Annotated in this window: 17 protein-coding genes; 7 read left to right on the forward strand and 10 right to left on the reverse strand. The window is 65.5% G+C overall.

The window, feature by feature from the left end; genetic code table 11:
* The first annotated feature begins 142 nt into the window (after positions 1 to 142).
* From ACWDXS_RS00750 to nocL, 3 genes are read left to right on the forward strand one after another with little or no spacing between them, the layout of a single operon-like run.
* Positions 143 to 2,230, forward strand: coding sequence for a non-ribosomal peptide synthetase (locus tag ACWDXS_RS00750; RefSeq protein WP_449960587.1), 2,088 nt, complete (start codon positions 143 to 145; stop codon positions 2,228 to 2,230).
* Positions 2,231 to 2,244: 14 nt separating this feature from the next.
* Positions 2,245 to 3,288, forward strand: a complete 1,044-nt coding sequence (locus ACWDXS_RS00755) for a polyprenyl synthetase family protein (RefSeq protein ID WP_378989590.1) — start codon at positions 2,245 to 2,247, stop codon at positions 3,286 to 3,288.
* A gap of 44 nt (positions 3,289 to 3,332) precedes the next feature.
* On the forward strand, positions 3,333 to 4,493 hold the full coding sequence (gene nocL, locus ACWDXS_RS00760) for a 3-methyl-2-indolic acid synthase (RefSeq protein ID WP_378989591.1): 1,161 nt from the start codon (positions 3,333 to 3,335) through the stop codon (positions 4,491 to 4,493).
* A gap of 51 nt (positions 4,494 to 4,544) precedes the next feature.
* Here the strand turns inward: nocL and ACWDXS_RS00765 are convergent, their stop codons facing one another.
* The 5 genes from ACWDXS_RS00765 to ACWDXS_RS00785 all read right to left on the reverse strand — a co-directional run bounded on the left by ACWDXS_RS00765 (position 4,545) and on the right by ACWDXS_RS00785 (position 9,301).
* Complete coding sequence (locus ACWDXS_RS00765; protein WP_387446779.1) at positions 4,545 to 4,994, reverse strand: nuclear transport factor 2 family protein; 450 nt, start codon at positions 4,992 to 4,994, stop codon at positions 4,545 to 4,547.
* A 66-nt stretch (positions 4,995 to 5,060) separates the two neighbouring features.
* Positions 5,061 to 6,287 (reverse strand): cytochrome P450, encoded by a 1,227-nt coding sequence (locus tag ACWDXS_RS00770; protein WP_387446780.1) that lies wholly within the window; start codon positions 6,285 to 6,287, stop codon positions 5,061 to 5,063.
* Between the two features lie 39 nt (positions 6,288 to 6,326).
* Complete coding sequence (locus ACWDXS_RS00775) at positions 6,327 to 7,487, reverse strand: LLM class flavin-dependent oxidoreductase (RefSeq protein ID WP_378989596.1); 1,161 nt, start codon at positions 7,485 to 7,487, stop codon at positions 6,327 to 6,329.
* A 207-nt stretch (positions 7,488 to 7,694) separates the two neighbouring features.
* Entirely contained in the window at positions 7,695 to 8,570 is an 876-nt protein-coding gene (locus tag ACWDXS_RS00780) for an LLM class F420-dependent oxidoreductase (RefSeq protein WP_387446781.1), read from the reverse strand.
* Positions 8,571 to 8,827: 257 nt separating this feature from the next.
* A complete protein-coding gene (locus tag ACWDXS_RS00785) occupies positions 8,828 to 9,301 on the reverse strand; it encodes a MarR family winged helix-turn-helix transcriptional regulator (protein ID WP_387446782.1) in 474 nt (157 codons plus the stop codon).
* A 119-nt stretch (positions 9,302 to 9,420) separates the two neighbouring features.
* On the opposite strand from ACWDXS_RS00785, the gene ACWDXS_RS00790 reads away from it, so the two are divergent.
* Positions 9,421 to 10,299, forward strand: coding sequence for a dioxygenase family protein (locus tag ACWDXS_RS00790; RefSeq protein ID WP_449960596.1), 879 nt, complete (start codon positions 9,421 to 9,423; stop codon positions 10,297 to 10,299).
* Between the two features lie 76 nt (positions 10,300 to 10,375).
* Complete coding sequence (locus ACWDXS_RS00795) at positions 10,376 to 11,311, forward strand: NADP-dependent oxidoreductase (protein ID WP_449960599.1); 936 nt, start codon at positions 10,376 to 10,378, stop codon at positions 11,309 to 11,311.
* A gap of 126 nt (positions 11,312 to 11,437) precedes the next feature.
* Here the strand turns inward: ACWDXS_RS00795 and ACWDXS_RS00800 are convergent, their stop codons facing one another.
* The 3 genes from ACWDXS_RS00800 to ACWDXS_RS00810 form a co-directional block, all read right to left on the reverse strand.
* A complete protein-coding gene (locus tag ACWDXS_RS00800; RefSeq protein ID WP_449960602.1) occupies positions 11,438 to 11,935 on the reverse strand; it encodes a DUF6764 family protein in 498 nt (165 codons plus the stop codon).
* 258 nt (positions 11,936 to 12,193) lie between these two features.
* Entirely contained in the window at positions 12,194 to 12,991 is a 798-nt protein-coding gene (locus ACWDXS_RS00805; protein WP_449960605.1) for an SDR family NAD(P)-dependent oxidoreductase, read from the reverse strand.
* A gap of 41 nt (positions 12,992 to 13,032) precedes the next feature.
* Positions 13,033 to 13,602, reverse strand: coding sequence for a hypothetical protein (locus tag ACWDXS_RS00810; RefSeq protein WP_449960608.1), 570 nt, complete (start codon positions 13,600 to 13,602; stop codon positions 13,033 to 13,035).
* A gap of 84 nt (positions 13,603 to 13,686) precedes the next feature.
* Between ACWDXS_RS00810 and ACWDXS_RS00815 the strand changes: the two genes are divergently transcribed.
* Positions 13,687 to 14,253, forward strand: coding sequence for a TetR/AcrR family transcriptional regulator (locus tag ACWDXS_RS00815; protein ID WP_449960611.1), 567 nt, complete (start codon positions 13,687 to 13,689; stop codon positions 14,251 to 14,253).
* A 54-nt stretch (positions 14,254 to 14,307) separates the two neighbouring features.
* Here ACWDXS_RS00815 and ACWDXS_RS00820 read toward each other — a convergent pair whose 3' ends face one another.
* Positions 14,308 to 14,967: a hypothetical protein gene (locus ACWDXS_RS00820; RefSeq protein WP_449960614.1), complete on the reverse strand. Its 660-nt coding sequence runs from the start codon at positions 14,965 to 14,967 to the stop codon at positions 14,308 to 14,310.
* Between the two features lie 246 nt (positions 14,968 to 15,213).
* Between ACWDXS_RS00820 and ACWDXS_RS00825 the strand changes: the two genes are divergently transcribed.
* Positions 15,214 to 16,122 carry a hypothetical protein gene (locus ACWDXS_RS00825; protein WP_449960617.1) on the forward strand — a complete coding sequence of 303 codons (909 nt, stop codon included), beginning with the start codon at positions 15,214 to 15,216 and terminating at the stop codon, positions 16,120 to 16,122.
* A 44-nt stretch (positions 16,123 to 16,166) separates the two neighbouring features.
* Here the strand turns inward: ACWDXS_RS00825 and ACWDXS_RS00830 are convergent, their stop codons facing one another.
* Positions 16,167 to 17,078: an alpha/beta hydrolase family protein gene (locus ACWDXS_RS00830; RefSeq protein ID WP_449960620.1), complete on the reverse strand. Its 912-nt coding sequence runs from the start codon at positions 17,076 to 17,078 to the stop codon at positions 16,167 to 16,169.
* Between the last annotated feature and the right edge of the window lie 47 nt (positions 17,079 to 17,125).

The following is a 17,125-nucleotide window of genomic DNA, read 5'->3' on the forward strand; positions in this document are numbered from 1 at the left end:
GGACAGCCCGTTCAGCTTCGCGTTACCAGGCGATCGCGCGCACGGTTCGAGGCGAACTCCTGCCCCGAACAATGTATGTGCCACGGTGCCCATTCCGGATATTTCCGATGACTCGATCCGGGATCTCGCAATTGACATGGGGGTGTCTTATCGGCCTGTCTGGCTGGCATTGTTTGCGGCCCTCGTTCACAGGTATACCGGCGAGACGGATTTTCTTGTTGCCGAGGCAACGGCGCAGGGTCTGCTGGCACATCGCATCGACCTGGCCGGCTCGCCGGCCTTCCGCGAGCTGGTCGGCAGACTTACCGCCGAATCCGGCCAGGTGCCGGAACTTCTCGGTCCCATACCGGCCGAGAGCCTCCTCGAGCTGGTCCAGCCCGACGCGCGAAACGCGGAGCGCGTACCCTTCACCGCGGCGTTCGGATCGTCATGCGACGTATCCGATTCCGGTGTCACGGACATCGCCGACCTCACCGTGGTCATCGATCGCGGTGCACTCGTCTACCACCCCGAGCAGTGCTCCTTCGCCGACGCGGAGCTGATCGCGGGCCATTTCGCGACGCTAGCCGCCGCCGTGCTCGCGGATTCGGATCGCCCGGTGAGCGGATTGCCGATCCTGGCCCCACGAGAGCGCGAGACCCTTCTCGTCGAGTGGAATGCCACCGCTGCTCCCGCCGATCCGTTCCGGACGCTGCAGGGGAGGATCGCCGAGCTCGCCGCCGCCGACCCAGGGCACCCGGCAGTCGTCGACCCGACAGGAACCGTGACGTTCGGCGAACTCGACCGGGCTGCCAATCGCCTCGCCAATCACCTTGGGGCCGTGGGTGTTCGGCCGGGCGATCGAGTGGCGATCCTGCTCGAGCGTTCCGCGGCGAACGTCATCAGCCTGCTCGCGATTCTGCGCAGCGGCGCGTCCGCGGTACCCCTGGATCCGGCGAACCCACACTCACGCACCGCGTTCATGCTCGACGACTCCGGGGCGACGGCCGTTGTCACCGCGGACGCCATGACACCACAGTTGGCGGGTGTCCACGGATTGAGGATCATCTGCCTCGACGGCGACGCCGCCACCATCGGCTCGGCCGCGGATTGCGCTCCGCCGCTGAATCCGGAGCCGGACGATATCTGTCATGTGTTCTACACCTCGGGGTCCACCGGGAAACCGAAGGCCGTCCTGGAACGGCACGGTGCGATGTCCAACATGATCGCCTGGACCGCGCGCGCCTGTGGCATCGCTCGCGCCGCTCGCGCCACCTGGATCTCCTCGCCCGGATTCTCCGTCGGGCTCATGGAGTGGATCCCCTTCCTGGCCAACGGCACGACCGTGTACACAGCACCCGCCGACGCCGCGAGGGATCCGAAACGGTTGCGGGACTGGCTGATCGAGAACGCGATAACGCACACATTGCTGGTGAGTTCGGCCGCCGAACGTGTGTGGTCGCTGGATTGGCCGGACGTCTGCGCGCTGCGCTACATGGTGGTCGCCGGTGAACAAGTCCGCCGCTGGCCGCGGGCCGACCTGCCGTTCGAGGTTGTGGTGAGCTATGGCTCGACGGAGACGACGCTCGTGGCCTCGACCTTCGACGCCGCGGCAGGCGTGCGCGTCACCTCGGCCACCGTTGCCGGGGCGGAGCGGGACAGTCCGCCGCCGATCGGAAAGCCGATCACCAACGTTCGCGTATACGTGCTGGACGAGGCAGGCGAGCCCGTCCCCCGCGGTGTGGTGGGTGAGCTGTACGTGGCGGGAATCGGAATCGCGGCCGGCTACCTCGACCGGCCCGAGCTGAACAGCGAACGCTTCGTTCCGAGTCCGGTGCCAGAGGAGCCGGACGCGATCGTCTGCCGCACCCGGGACCTCGTTCGATATCGCGCCGACGGAATGCTGGAGTTCATCGGTCGCGCCGACCAGCAGATCAAGATTCGGGGATTCCGCGTCGAGCCCGGTGAGATCGAGGCGCTGTTGTCGGCCAGGCCGGACATTCTGGAGTGCGCAGTGACGCTGCAGGCGACGACCACGGGTGGGCGCCTGATCGCCTATCTGGTTCCGGAGGACGGCGCCGAGCTGTCGGCCAGCGGATTGCGCTCCGAACTGTCGGCGCAGCTGCCGCACTACATGCTCCCGGCGCAATTCCGCATCCTGGACACATTACCGAGATCGCCCTCGGGAAAGGTCGATCGCACAGCGCTGACTCCGTCGGTCGGCCTGCGCCTGTCGGGTTTGTCGATCTGATCGGACTGATACGTATGAACGCCACTCCCTTCTCCGGCACGCAGATCTCGCGTGCGCCCGACCTGCACGCCGCACTGGCCGACCGCCGCGCTTTGCTCCACGACGGTATGCGCCGGGCCGTCGCGGAATTGAGCGACGAGATCAGACCGATCATCACCTATCACCTGGGCTGGACAGATCCCGACGGAAGACCCGCGAACGGTGACGCAGGCAAATGCCTCCGCGGCTGCCTGGCACTCTTGTCCGCCGAGGCGGTGGGTGCGACGCCGGAAATCGCCGTTCCCGGCGCGGTGGCGGTCGAGCTCGTCCACAATTTCTCGCTTCTGCACGACGACATCGTCGACCTGGACCGGGAACGCCGGCATATGCCGGCCGCGTGGACTGTGTTCGGCGTCGGACCCACCATCGTGGCGGGTGATGCCCTGCTGATGCGCGCCCTCGACGTCCTCGGCGGAACCGGCAACTCGGAAGCTGCCCTCGCGCTGGCGACGGCGACATCGACAATGATCGAGGGCCAGGCGGTCGATCTGTCCTATCAGGTGCGGCGCGATGTGGGCGTCGATGACGTTCTGGCGATGTCGGAGAAGAAGACCGCAGCCTTGATCGGCTGCTCGACCTCGATCGGGGCGCTGCTCGGCGGCGGGGCACCCGACGTGGTAGCGGCGCTCCGGGACTTCGGGACGTATCTGGGTATCGCATTCCAGGCGATCGACGACATTCTCGGCACCTGGGGCGATCCCGCTGTCACCGGTAAGGATGTCGGCGGCGACGTGCGCCGCCGGAAGCTGACCATGCCGCTCTCCGCCGCGATGAGGCAGAGCGGGGTGGAGGCCGCAGAGCTACGCACCTTGATGAACAACTCCACCGACCTCACGCAGGCGCAAGTCGCCCGGGCGATCCACCTGATCGAGCACTGTGGGGGCAGGCAGTGGACCGAACGATGTGCAGGCCGACACCATCAGCTGGCGCTCGCCGCGCTCGCCGTCCTGGACACCGATACCGACGCATGGCGGTTGTTGTCGGGAGTGGGGGAGTTCACGGTCGGCCGCTCGTATTGATGTAGGACTCGAGATCGATCACGAATTCAGAATTGGGGAGATATATGACTGTCGATATTCAGATCGGCCGGAGATTCAACCTTCCAGAGCTCAGCCGATCGGCGGAAAAGGCGAAGAACATCGACGTGCGGGGAATATTGGGGCTCGAGATCGATGCCGATCTTCCCGACGACCCTGCTGTGGTGGCTCTGGCGTTGACTCGCGACACCTCCGTCTCTACAGAGGAATTGAGAACCGCGGCCGAGCGGCGGATCGCCCAGCGGTCACCGCGGCTGCATACGTTCGTTCCGCTGTACACGACGAACCACTGTGATTCCGAATGCAAGATGTGTGGCATGAAGAAGAGCAACACGCGGATGATCCGGAAGCTCGCAGGGAAGCGCGAGATCGAGGACCAGCTGCGTATCCTGCTCGAACACGAGGGTGTGGCCGGCGTCGGATTCCTGACCGGCGAGTACGAAGACGAATACACTCGGCTCGTCAACGCTTTTCGGATAGGCTGGGCGATCCGGACGGCATTCGATATGGGGTTTCAGCGCGTCTATTTCAATATCGGCAGCATGACCACAGCCGAGATCGAAACGCTCGGTGAATGGATCGACCGCGATGAACCGGCGACTATGTGTGTCTTTCAGGAGACGTACGACCGCCATACTTACGAGCGCTTCATGGGAGGTAAGGACGGCGCCCCGAAAGCGGACTACGATCGGCGGATCCAGTCCTTCGACCGGTGGTTGGACGCGGGGTTCAAGTATGTGAACCCGGGTGCCTTGATCGGCCTGCACGATATCGAATCGGAAATGATCGCACTCGTTTCCCACGCGACATATCTCGCCCGCCGCGGCGGGATCGTCGATATCTCTCTGCCGCGTCTCCGGCCCGCGATGGCATCGAGCAACCGGACAAAGGTCGACGACCAGGCATATATTCGGCTGATGGCGGCGATCGCCTTCGTCTGCCCGGACCAGCGACTGGTCTTGACCAACCGGGAGGGAAAAGCACTCCGGGACAGCGTCATCGACCTGTGTGGCGTCATCAGTCCAGGCAGTCCGGACGTTGCGCCCTATCGGCGTGGCGACGACATCGTGAACGAGGAGAACTCCTCGCAGTTCTTGGTCGCGGACCTGGCTCGGCCGTCGACGATCTTGAAACAGATAACCGACACCGGGCGTGCCGTGCAGAACTTCGCCCCTGAACCGCGCTGACGTGCGCCTGGACGGGGGCTCCGCCTAGGCGGAGCCCCCGTCCAGCGTGCGCTATTTCTTCGATTTGCGACGGGTGAGGCGCGGATAAGCCCTCAAGACGAGGCTCAGGAGCAGGGCGATTCCCGGATTGCTCGGGTTGATGTACTCGCGAATCGAATCGATACGACCGTCGCGAATATGTGCTATCCAGCAGTAGCCGTCGATGTTCAGCCGGACGCCACGGACAACGGCCTTGCGCTCGTACTCGACCACGACATGATCGTCGTTTCTGAACCAGCTGGTGATCCGCACCGTGGGCTCGCCGTCGTGCGAATCGGTTCCGCCCGAGACAGTGAGCGCCCCGATGACGTCCTCCCGGCCCTTCCATGTGTGACCGATCGGGACGAGAGTGAACTCGCAGTCATCCGTCAGCAGCTCACCGAACGTTTCGTAGTCGTGGTCGGCGATAATCTCCAGGTATCGTTCGACAAGTTCTTCGGAGCCGGCTTCGCTCGACGTCATTCGCACTTCTCCTCACTCGCTTGCGGGTGGACACGCCGACGTGCGGTCGGCGTCGGTGATCGGGATCTACGGAAGTACGCGCACCGGGACATTGTTCCAGCCCGCGAGATTCTGCATGTTCACCCGCTGGCAGCCATCCCAATCGACCTCGTACCGTGGCATGAAGTCGAGCAATCTCTGCAAGGCGATAGCGCTTTCCATCCGTGCCAGCGCCGCCCCCAGACATGTGTGAATGCCGAAGCCGAATCCGAGATTCAGGGCCTGGGTGCGGTCGCGATCGATGTCGAAGACGTCGGGCTCCTTCCAGGCGTCGGGATCGCGATTGGCGGCGCCGACCAGCAAGAACACCGGCTTTCCGGCGGGGATGGTGACGCCGTGCAGCGTGACGTCCTCGCGTGAGCGACGCACATTGTATTGAGTCGGTGATTCGTAGCGGAGCACCTCTTCGACCGCCGCGGGGATCTTGCTGCGATCGGCCTGCAATTTCTCCCACTGTTCGGGGTGCTGCGCGAACAACACCACCATGCTGGCCACCAGTCGCGTCACGGTCACCGCGCCCGCTCCGCCCAGAACGAGGGCGAACTGAGCGATTTCGGTGTTGTCCAGGCCGGTGACCTCACCGTTTTCGCGCTGCACCGTAGCCGACACCAAATCGCTGATCATGTCGTTCCGCGGCCGGGCCCTGCGCTCCTTCACCACCTGGTAGTAGACGACCAGCATCTGCAGGGCTGCCTGGAGGCCGGCTTGCGAGATCTTCACCGCGCCGGGCTCGCGGTGCAGGAAGTCGTCGAGCCACAGCCGAATCTGCCCACGACGCTCGTCGGGGACACCGAGCATCGTCGTGATGACCTCGATGGGGAACAGCGCCGAGAAGTCTTGAACGACATCGAATTTCGCAGGATCTGCGGCGTGGAGATGTCGATCGATCAAGTCCGTGGCCAAGGGGCGCAGTTCCTCGATCGCACGCGGGGTGAACACCTTGTTGACGAGGCCGCGCATATGGCGATGCTCGGGCGGATCCATGGTGATGATCGACTTGTGCATGGGGGGTTCCCCCGATTGCACGGTTCCGAGGTCTACGCCCTCGGCCGAAGAATACGTCTCGAAATTCTTGTGCCCGGCCGCGACATCGACATGGCGGCTCAGAGCATAGAAGTCATACTTCTCGTTGTAGTAGACCGGGGCGTCTTCACGCAACCGGCGATACGTCTCGAACGGTCCGTTGAAATAGTCTTCCGAGAAAGGGTCGAATTCTATTTCTTCAGGCGGCACCTGTGGCCTTCTTTCGCGCATTGCAAGAGGATTGCTGTGACCCGTCGTGTACCGGACCGGCTACGAAGCGGCTTCGTCGTGGTACTTCTTCGTCATCTGATCGATGACCTCCTGGTGCTGCTGGGCGAGTTCGTCTCGCACCTGTGCCGCCCGGGCGGCAGCATCCAGTGTCGGCTGCGATTGGCCCTGGAAGTGCGGCATCACCTCGTCGGCGAAGAGCTCAGCCGAGCGCTTGGTGGCCGCGGGATTCGCCCATTCGTGAGCCATCTGCAGCATGCAGCCGAACCCACCGGACTGGTCCCACAGTCGCTGAACCTGTGCCCGAGCGCGCTCCGGCGTGCCGATGACGCCCACCCCGAGGTTGTTGATGATGTCGATCATCTCGTCGAGTTTCTCCCCCGGCACCGTGAGGTGGGGGAAGGCAGCCACCTTCTGGAAATAGCGGAACCACGACTCGATGCCGAACTTGACGTCCTCGCGGGCCTGCTCGTCGGTCTCGGCGATATGGAACGGCCCGGCCAGCGCCCAATTCTTTCGGTCGACCCGGGTGCCGAAGGCTGCGGCCTGTTTCTCGGCGATATCCCAGTGGTACTGGAGGGCGTTGAAGCTTTCCAATGTCAGCGTCGAGCCGATGGAGATCAGGCCGATCCCGTGCTTTCCGGCCAGCCGCGCGCCGGTGGGGGAGGAGACTGCGGCGACGGCCAGCGGTATCCCGCCATCGGAATAGGGGGCCAGCTGCAATCGGGCGTCGCACAATTCGTGTGTCGGCGTTTTGGCGCTGACGGTTTCGCCGGCCAGCAGACGGACGACGATGTCGAGATTCGTCTCGAGGAGTTCGCGCGTATCCGTTTGGCTCAAACCGATCATTCCGGCATCTGTCGGAAGTGAACCCGGACCGAACCCGCCGATCAACCGGCCGTGTGTGAGATGGTCGAGCAGCATCAGCCGGTCGGCGACCCACAATGGGTTGTGGTACGAGAGGGAGATGACGCCGGTGGCGAATCGGATTCTCTTGGCTCGTTGTGCGGCAGCGGCGATGAAGATCTCCGGCGAACCGATTATTTCGCTCCCCGCCGAGTGATGCTCGCCCAGCCACGCCTCGTCGTAGCCGAGTGCGTCGATATGTTCGATGAAATCGAGGTCGCGCTGTAGCGCAAGTGTCGGGTTCGTACCCGCGCGATGAAAAGGTGCGATGAAGTACCCGAACCGAAGCCGAGCCATGATGAATCCTCCCCTTGACGTGATTTCCTGAATCGTAGCGCGCTGGTCGGCCCGCCGCCATGGTTCGAGTCGACGTTCCGGCGGTAGGTGGGCCCGTTGGTGTATGTCTCTGCGGCCGTCGACCCTGGTGATCGGCTTGCTCGTACGGCTAGGTCCGAACGTGTGGATGTGCGGTGGCCCAAGCGATCTCGATAGGCGGGGGACGCGTCAACGGCCGTTGAAGGGAGCCATGACATCCGTCTGGTACCGCTGCATCGCCGCTGCCGGGTCGCCCCAGAACAGCCCCGCGGGAACTAATACCCGACTTACGCCGAGGCTGCGCAGAGTGTCCAGTTCTGCAAGGGAGTTCTTTCCGATGAGGGTTGTGCTGACGGTGACCTCGATATCGTCCAGATCCCTGTCTTCCGCTACCGCGGCATTTCTCATCTCGATCAGCAGGGATTTCAGGGTGTCGGCTTCCCTGGTCATCGGAAAGAATCCGTCGCCATAACTCCCCGCCCGCCTGGCCGAGGCGACAGAATTGCCGCCGATATGAACGGGTATCGACTTCTGGGCAGGCTGTGGGCGCAGGATACATTTGTCGAAATCGACGTACTTGCCGTGATAGCTTGCGACCGGCTGTGTCCACAGTGCTCGAATGGCTGAAATGTATTCGTCCGCGCGCGCACCACGATCCTCGAAGGGTACGCCGACGGCTTCGAACTCCTCCTTCAGCCAGCCCAGTCCGATGCCGAACTCGACCCGTCCGCCACTGAGGTGGTCGAGCGTGGCGAGTTGCTTGGCCAGTACAACTGGATTCAGCAGGGGAGCGATCATCGTGCCGGTGGCCAGTCGTATGGTGTCCGTAGCCGCCGCGATATAGCCGAGCCATACCAGCGGATCCGGGATCGACATATCATCGCCGCCGGGCATTCGGCCGTTCTGAGTATATGGACAGGGTGACGTATAGCCGGAGGGAATGACAACGTGCTGACTGGCCCACAAGGATTCGAACCCCAACCCCTCGGCCGTCTTCGCAAGGTCGGCCGCAGCTGCCGGCTCACCCATCGTCCCCGTGTTCGCGAAGAGAATACCGAATTTCATGATGTTTCTTCCTGCTGATCGATCACATCGTGCCGTCGTGACCGAAGCCTAGCCTCGATCTTTCGTGCGCTCAGCTGAACAGGAGGTCGCCCCTGGTAGGTGATCGGTCCGCGACATGGCCCGGAAACGGTTCTCCTGTCGGCGATTTCACCGAGGGCCTCGGCCGCGATCGTCTGAGCAGCCGCGGCCCGGGTCTTCGGCGTCGGTCTGCTTCGGGATGTCGCGGGTTGATGCGGGGGAGGGAGGCCCCAGGCGGCTCAGCCTCGTTCGAGTTCCCCGCGCACGGTGGCGGCGATGCGGGTGAGCGCGGTCCCGAGGTTGCGGCGCTGAGCGGCGGTCAGCGGATCGAACACGAGCCGCTTCACCTGCGCCACGTGCTCCGGGGCGCTGTCGGCGAGCTTGCGGCGGCCGCCGTCGGTGAGGGTGGCGAAGGTGTATCGGCCGTCGCTGGGGTCGGGTCGGCGGGTGACCCAGTCGCGGGCTTCGAAGCGGTCCATGGCTTTCGACAGCCGGGGCTGGGTGCTGTCGCAGACCCGGGCGAGGTCGCTCAGGCGCATCGTGTCGTCGTCGGCCATCGACAGCCTGGCCAGCACCCCGTACTCGAAGTTGGAGATGCCCGCGTCGCGCTGTAGCTGACGGTCGAGAGCTGCGGGGAGGGCGGTGACGACCGTGAGGAGCGCCTGCCACAGCTCCTGTTGGTCCTCATCGAGCCAGGGTGACGGGGTGTTCATGCGCTCATCGTACTTGCCCAGGAAACACGTACTTGCCTGGGCAAGTAATCGTGCGCTACGTTGGTACTTGCCTAGGCAAGTGAAAATACTTTCCAGGGCAACTTAAGGAGCTGATATTGATGACAACCAGCCGCCTCTCCGCGAACGGCCGAGCTTCGGGCAAGCCTGCTGCCGCCTACACGGAGCTGCTCGCCCGTGTTATGCCACAGGCGCGCGAACACCTCCTGTGGAGTCCGGCCGACGGGCCGCTGCCGAGCCTGTTCGTCAGCCACGGTGCCCCGTTCACCCTCGACGATCCGCAGTGGCTCGGCGACCTCTTCGCCTGGGCTCAGTCGATGCCCAAACCCCGTGGCATCGTTGTTGTTTCGGCCCACTGGGAACAAGCACCAGCCGCGGTCACCGGGGCCGTGGCAGGCACTCCGCTCTACTACGATTTCAGCGGCTTCGACCCCCACTACAAGACCCTTCCCTACGCGACCCCGGACGCCACCGACCTCGCCCGCCGAATCGCCGGTCTGCTGGGCCCTGCGCCCGTGCACGAATTCGCTGACCGCGGCTTGGACCACGGCGCCTTCATCCCGCTCATGGCCATGTACCCCGCTGCCGATGTGCCGGTCGTACAGCTCTCGATGCCCGGCCTCGATCCCCGCGTGCTCCTCGAACTCGGCGCACGCCTGCGGCCCCTACGCGAAGAAGGCATCCTCGTGCTCGGCTCGGGCTTCATGACACACAGCTTCGCCGTCTTCCGCCATCCTGAGCTCGTCGCCGAGACAGCAGCTTTCGATGAGTGGGCAGTCGATGCTCTGGCCCGCGGCGACGTCGATGCGCTGGCTGATCACCGGAGGAAGGCGCCCGGGGCCGCGGTTGCCCACCCGACGGCCGAACACTTCGTTCCGCTGCTGCTCACTGTCGGTGCCGCTGCGGACCCCGCCAGTGCGGTGAGCGCCATCGACCGCCTGGTCATGGGCAATTCCATCCGCTCGGTCCAACTGACCTGAGCCGGTTCGGCTTTCCCTTCCCGCTCGATCGCCTCATCCCGCGGCGACGAGATCGCACACCCTGGAGGACAGTTCCATGAAGGCAATCCGTTTCCACGAGTTCGGCGCCAGCGAAGTCCTACGCTACGAAGACATCGAACGTCCTGTCCCCGCGCCGGGGCAGGTACTCGTCCAGGTCGTCGCTACTTCGTTCAACCCGGTCGACGATCACATCCGCGCCGGGCATCTGGCGCAGATGCTCCCGATCGTGCTGCCGTATGTGCCGGGCATCGACCTGGCGGGCACCGTCGTCGAACTCGGCGCGGATGTGACGGGCCTGGCGGTCGGTGACCGGGTCGTGGCGATGTTGCCCCTCGACTCCGCGGGCGGCGCAGCCGAATTCGCGCTGGTTCCCGCCGAGTCCCTGGCCGCGGCACCGCAGTCGATCGAGTTGGCGGACGCCGCGGCGCTGCCGCTGACCGGCCTCGCCGCCTGGCAGTTGGCGTTCGAGCTCGCCGAGCTGAAGCTGGGTCAGACGGTCCTGGTCAACGGGGCGGGGGGTGCGGTGGGCAGCCTGGTGGTGCAGCTCGCTGTCGATGCGGGAGCGCGGGTAACCGCGGTGGACGCGCCGGAGCACGCGGACCGGCTCGGCGGCTACGGCGCGGTCCGGGTTGAAGGCCCGCTCAGCCTTGCCGATGGTCCGGACGCGGTGGGTGGTCCGTTCCAGGTGGTGGTGAACCATGTGCGTGTTTCCCCCGAGGACCTCGCACAGTTGACGAACTATGTCGCCGACGGCGGGATCGCCGTCAGCTCGGCAGGCCCCATTCCCGAAGACACCGCCCGCGGGGTCCGCAGCGAGAGTCTCTGGGTTCGTAGCGACGGGGCCCAACTGGGCGAGCTGGTCGCCAAAGTGGACGCCGGCAAGCTCCGCCTCCACGTCGCCGACCGTCGCCCGGTCGCAGAGCTGGCCGAGGTACACGCGGACGCGGGCGCCGGTCGACTGACCGGGAAGACCGTCGTGCTCGCCCCCTGATCGCACCCGACCGAGGTAAGGCGCTTCCCGCTCGAGCGGGAAGCGCCTCCGCATCGAGGGTCGGGCGAGCTCGCCGCCGGCCAGGTGGAATGCAAGATCGTTGTAAGGTCTTGCCGGATCGGGGCGTCAGCCCATCGACACGCATCCCTGCAGGGTCTGGAAGTCGCCTGCGAATCCGGGCCCGCCCGCACAGGTGGGTGTCGAGGTCCCGGTGACAGTCACCGTGGCTCCGGGTCCGGCGATGCCGATGGACAGTCCCGGCCGCACGCCGGTGACAACCGCCAGTGCACCCGGCCCCACCGCGATCGCGGCCGGTCCGGACAGATACTGCGATGCCGAGGCGGCCTCGCCGCCGTTCGCCGCGATCGCGAGCGACAGGCTGGTGGGGGCGGCGTCGGCGTCGGCGTTGCCGTCGAGTCCGTATGCCGCGGCCGCCCCCATGGTCTCGCTTTCCGCGGCGCAGGACGCACCCTCCTCGCCCGCCTGGGCCGTGGTAGCGCCGGGGGCCGGACAGGCCGCGACCGGCGCGGCATTCGCTGTCGGGCCGCCGACCAGAGCCGACAGTGAAACCGCACCCGCACCTACCAATAGGGCCGCGGCGCGCCTAGCAGTGAAGCTGAACATCGGGGTCACCCTCGCTCTCGATCGTGTCGCTCGTACCCGGCAACCCGCGAGGCTGCCCGGTCGAGCTGAAATCTGAGTTGGACAACCTTCAGCTTACGCACCTAATGATGCAAATTCGATGCACTCGGCTACTTTTACGTTCGCAGGACGGGCGAGACCGTTGAGCAGGCTGCGGCAGCGTGGAAGTGCCCGTACAGGTGGGCTCCGAGATCGGCCGGGCGGCCACGCCGCCGCTGAACACGACGAGCGAGCGAGGGCTCAGCCGTTCTTGAAGGGGTTGAGGGTCTTTCCGGCGAGGTAGCCCAGTCGGATGGGCAGGGGCTTCATGGCGACGGCGGAAATCTTGTTGACGATGCCCGGGATGCACACGGGTTTGCCTTTCATCACCGCGGCCCAGCCTTCGGTGACGACAGCTTCGGGCTGCTGCCAGAGGATCCGGGGTAGTTGGTCGGCTGCGTCGCGAGTGCCCATGACGTCGTGGAATTCGGTGCGGGTGAAGCCGGGGCACAGCGCGGTGACATGGATGCCGTGGGGCTCGAGTTCCATGTCGAGGGCTTGCGAGGTGTTGAGGACGTAGGACTTGATGCCGGTGTAGAGCAGGCCGGCGCCGGGCGGGGCGAACGCCGCGACCGAGGACAGGTTGATGATCCGGCCCCAGCGGCGCTCCTTCATGCCGGGGATGACCAGGTGAGCGAGTTCGGTCGGGGCGGTCACCATCAGCTGGATCTCCGCGGCCAGGGCGTCCCACGGGGTGTCGGCGAACGCGGTCTTGCCCGACAGGCCCGCATTGTTGATCAGGACGTCGACGTCCAAGCCCTGCTGGGTGGCGTAGTCGAGGATCGCGGTGGGTGCGGCGGGGTCGGTGAGATCGGCGGCGAACACCTCGCAGCGCACCGCGTGGCGTTCGGTCAGCTGCGTGGCGAGCTCCTGTAGCCGGTCGGCGCGGCGGGCGACGAGCAGCAGCTGGTAGCCGCTGGCGGCCAGGTGGTGGGCAAACGCCGCGCCGATGCCGGCGGACGCGCCGGTGATCAGGGCGGTGCGGGGGGAGGTGGTCATGGGTCCTTCGTTTCGGATGGGGGCCGACAGGTGGGCGGTGTTCAGGCAGGTGGGCCGGGCAGCTCGCGAGGACCGGGTGTGAAGTCATGGCGGGCTTTGCCGATGTCGCCGCGGTAGGAGCCGACCGGGCCGGTCAGCAGGAAGGGGCGGGGTACGCGGCGCTGAGCGTCGGTGAATCCCCAGGTGCCCATGCCCAGATAGACGCCGGGCGCGGCACGCCGCACCTCGTCCACCATATGGAGCGACCCGCACATCGAGGTGTAGGCGCGATAGATGAGCGTGTAGGCCGCAGCGCCGTCGTAGCGGGACGGCGCCAACAGTGTGCGCATCGGGTAGCGCTGCCGGACCCGGCCGAACTCGCTGAAAGTGTTGTAGCCGCGCCCGCTGTTCTCGTCGACGGGCCGGAATGCCTTGCACAGCCATGGACCGAGCGGGTTGGCCACGGCCACCTTTCCGGTCGCCACGGCGAACAGGTTCGGCTGCGCCAGCAGGGCGGCGGTGTATTCACCGTCGATCTCGCTGATGGTGGGGGCTTCGAGGGTGGTGAACAGGGCACGCAGGCCGCTGGTGTTCAGGCGGCGCAGCTCCGCGGTCACGGCTTCGGTGCCCACAGGGAACTCCACTTCTCTCGACTTCTTGAATGGTCCTCAAGAAGGTAGCGCGTTCTTGAGGACCATTCAAGATAAAGTGATGGGGTGCCCAGGAATCGACGCCCGCAGGATCGCGAGGAGAAGCGCGCGGAGATCATCGCTGCCGCGCAGCGCCTGTTCATCGACGACGGCTACGAGTCGGCGCCCATGGGGCAGATCGCCAAGAGCGCAGGAGTCACCGTCAATACGGTCTACTGGTACTTCCGAGACAAGGACGAGCTGCTCATCGCCGTCCTGGATCGCCTCCTGGCCGAAGCGCTCGCGACTTATGCGTCGGTCGACGGCCTGCCGCTCAACGACCGGCTGCTGTGGGTGGTCGACCAGCTGGAACGGCTACACGGGCTCGTCAACACCGTGCACACCCGCGCCCCGGCCTCTCCCGCCATCGGCACCTGGCACACCGGGTTCCACCAGCTGGCTGACGCCCTGTTCGCCGACGACCTCCGCAGGGCAGGCGCCGCCGAAGCCGACCTCGCCGCCATGACCGCCATCGGGACCTTCGTCATCGAAGGCCTACTGACCCATCAGCGCGACGACGCGGGCAAGCGAGCCGTCATCGACCTGCTCGTCCACAGCCTCACCGCCGCCCCCGGCCGAACCGGGACAAGCTGACCCGCAGTCGTCGAGATCGGGTGTTACGAACGGATCTTGTGCCCCCCGACCTGCTCAACCTGGAGGCTGCCAAAATCTCCCAGGCTGCATATGCCCAGGACGAGGCTGTTGGAAGGTGTCCATCACCATTCGGATCGCGGCAACGACGGCACCCGGACCGTGTTCAGGCCTGCTGTCGAAGTCTTCGTATCGCACTGCGGCCGACCCGTGGACGATCAGTTCTTCGGTGTCCGCCGGATAGAAGCCATAGCCCACTCCGTCGGTGAGTTCGGTGTAGGGATGACGACTGGAGTAGGCCGTAGCGAGAACGCCCGGGTGGGGAGAGCGCACCAGACCGCTGGCCGCCGCACGGTTGATCAGTGCTTCCAGTGCCGATTCGATCTCGAAGTCGGGGGTGCGGAAACCGAGCAGGTCGGCCCAGTCCGGAAACGTCGACTGGCGTAGCTGCAACGCCGCCGGTGCGCCGACGACCCATGCTCGCGCCCACTCGTCGATTGCCGGATCGATGACGAATTCCCAACTCCGCGCATCGAATTCCTCGTGGGCTCGCCGCGCACGCCGGGAGTCCTCGGCGTAGTAGGCCTCTCGAAACGCCGCGGTCGAGCGGTCGACAATCGGGGAATTGCTGTGCAGCGCCCTGTCCCGATCGTCCCAGCGCCGCACGGGAGCGATGCGCGCCAACGAGAGTTCGTAACCGGACGGCTCGTGCTTCATACACGCACAGTACCGATGTTCAATTTCCGCGGAGGGCTGCAGCGAACGAGCACCAGCAGTCTCAACGGCAATTTATCCGCAACGGCATATTTCCGTGAGTGAGTGAGCTGGTCCGTCGATCCGATCAGGGGGACGCGCGCGCGTCCTTCGCGACGCGGCGCGGGGCTTGACAGGGGCGCCGGATACGGCTTTGACTGACTTGGAAATGGGTTCCACCTCCTACGACAATGCTCTGAGAGGTCGACGATGGGTACCACGCGGATAGCGAGCCCGGGGCATCGGCGCGGATCGTCCGCCCGCCGCGGAGTCATCTCGGTTCTGGCACTGATCGGTGCGTGCCTGCTCTCCTTGACGGCTACCCAGACCGTCTCAGGGCAACCCATGGCAAACACCTCCGATACCGGATTCGCGATCCCCTTCGCCGGTGCGCCCGCCTACGAACACGTCGCACCACCGCTGATGACGAGTCCGGAGCAGCTCAACCAGCCGCTCGGTCAGGCATTGGCCGACACGATCGCCGGTCAGGTGGGTCTCGGCAGAGCCGACGCGCTGACCGAGCAGCAGTATCGTGACCTCAGCACCGGCGGTGGCGTCGGCGGCAGTCGCGAGGCGGCCGAGGTGATCGTCGCCTGCGTCGAGATCCTCACCAATACGGTCGGCCGCCCTCTCTATTCCGAGGTCAACGGGCAGCGCACGCCCTCGGTGCTGGCCAGCTACGGACTGTATGTGAACCCCGGTGGGCTGTTGGAGAGCCCGGCCAACGTGGACGCGCCGACCAGGCAGGTGAACACCTTGCTCGCGCCCGGCGGTTACGTCGGAACGTGGTTGCGCGACAACGGCGCGTTGCGAACTCTGGTCGCGCTCTACCGGTCGGCCTACACGGTGCAAGCTGCCTACGGCTTCGCGGCACAACAGATTTCGGGCGCGGCGCAGCTGGTGACCAACACCAAGGGCGGCGTGAGCTCCGAGGTCGGCATGTCGATGGCCCCGCCGCTGTGGATTGTGAACTTCGCGCTGATCTATATCTTGAACCCGGCCCTGGCGGCGGAGATGCCGGCCTACTGGGCTCCCATACCCCCGCAGGTCGCCGACGCCATCACAGCGAGCCCGACCGGCCAGGTCCCTTTCGGCGACTATGCGGTCTACTTCGAGTGATGTGGTCAGCACCACGGTGTGCCGGCGGTCGTGCGAGCGGAGCGTCAGTTGATGGTGCCGGCGTAGCCGATGATGGTGTCGCGCGCTGTGTTCCATGCAGCAGACTCGGCGTCGGCGAATTCACCGTGTCCGGTACCGCGCAGGATTCGTAGGTCGGCGATGCCGCCGGCGCGAGTGACAGCTTCGACGTAGCGGTGACTTTGTAGCGGCGCCACAACTCGGTCGTTCTCGCCGTGTAATGCGGTGATGCGCGTGTCGTTCGCCGGGAGGCGGTGAATGGGGGAGGCGTTGCGGTAGCGGTCGGGTACCTCCGTCGGCGTACCGCCGAGGAGCTTCGGGACGAACGAGTCCTGGCTCGCGGTGACGGCCAGATCCAAGTCGAGTACCGCCGCCATGAGGGTGAGACTGCGGATGCGAATCGCGGGATGCCTCGGTGGTTCGGCCGATCGGTGTCCGGCGGTCCAGGCGGCGAGGTGGCCGCCTGCCGAGTGTCCGGCGAGGTGAACCCGCTGTAGGTCGAGCAGGTTACCGAGGCGTGGTGCGACGGTGTTCGCCAGCGCGTCGACGGCGTCGTCGACATCGGTGAGTGTGACCGGCCATCCGCCGCCGCCGTTCACTCGGCGATACTCGATGTTCCACACGGCGACGCCGTCGCCTGCCAGCGCACGGGCATGGGCGTCGAGTTGCGCGAGGGTCCGGTTCTGCGCCCATCCGCCGCCGTGGATCAGCACCACCACGGGCAGTCGCGTGTTCGATGCCGGTGGCAGGTAGAGGTCGCCGAATGTCTCCGGTGAGTTTCCGTAGTTGATGCGCATCGGGGATGGCGGAATCGCCGATGCTTCCACAGCGATCGTCTCGGCCGGTACCGACAGATCCGTGGCGCGATATCCCAGGGCGAGGATGAACACCGCGAGCACACCGAGACCGGCAATGCGACGCTTGCCTCCGTGTGCCATTGGTAGATCTCCTCTCGATATCTGCTCCGTATCGTTCCCGCTGTCGG

The sequence above is a fragment of the Nocardia sp. NPDC003183 genome (assembly GCF_053590715.1).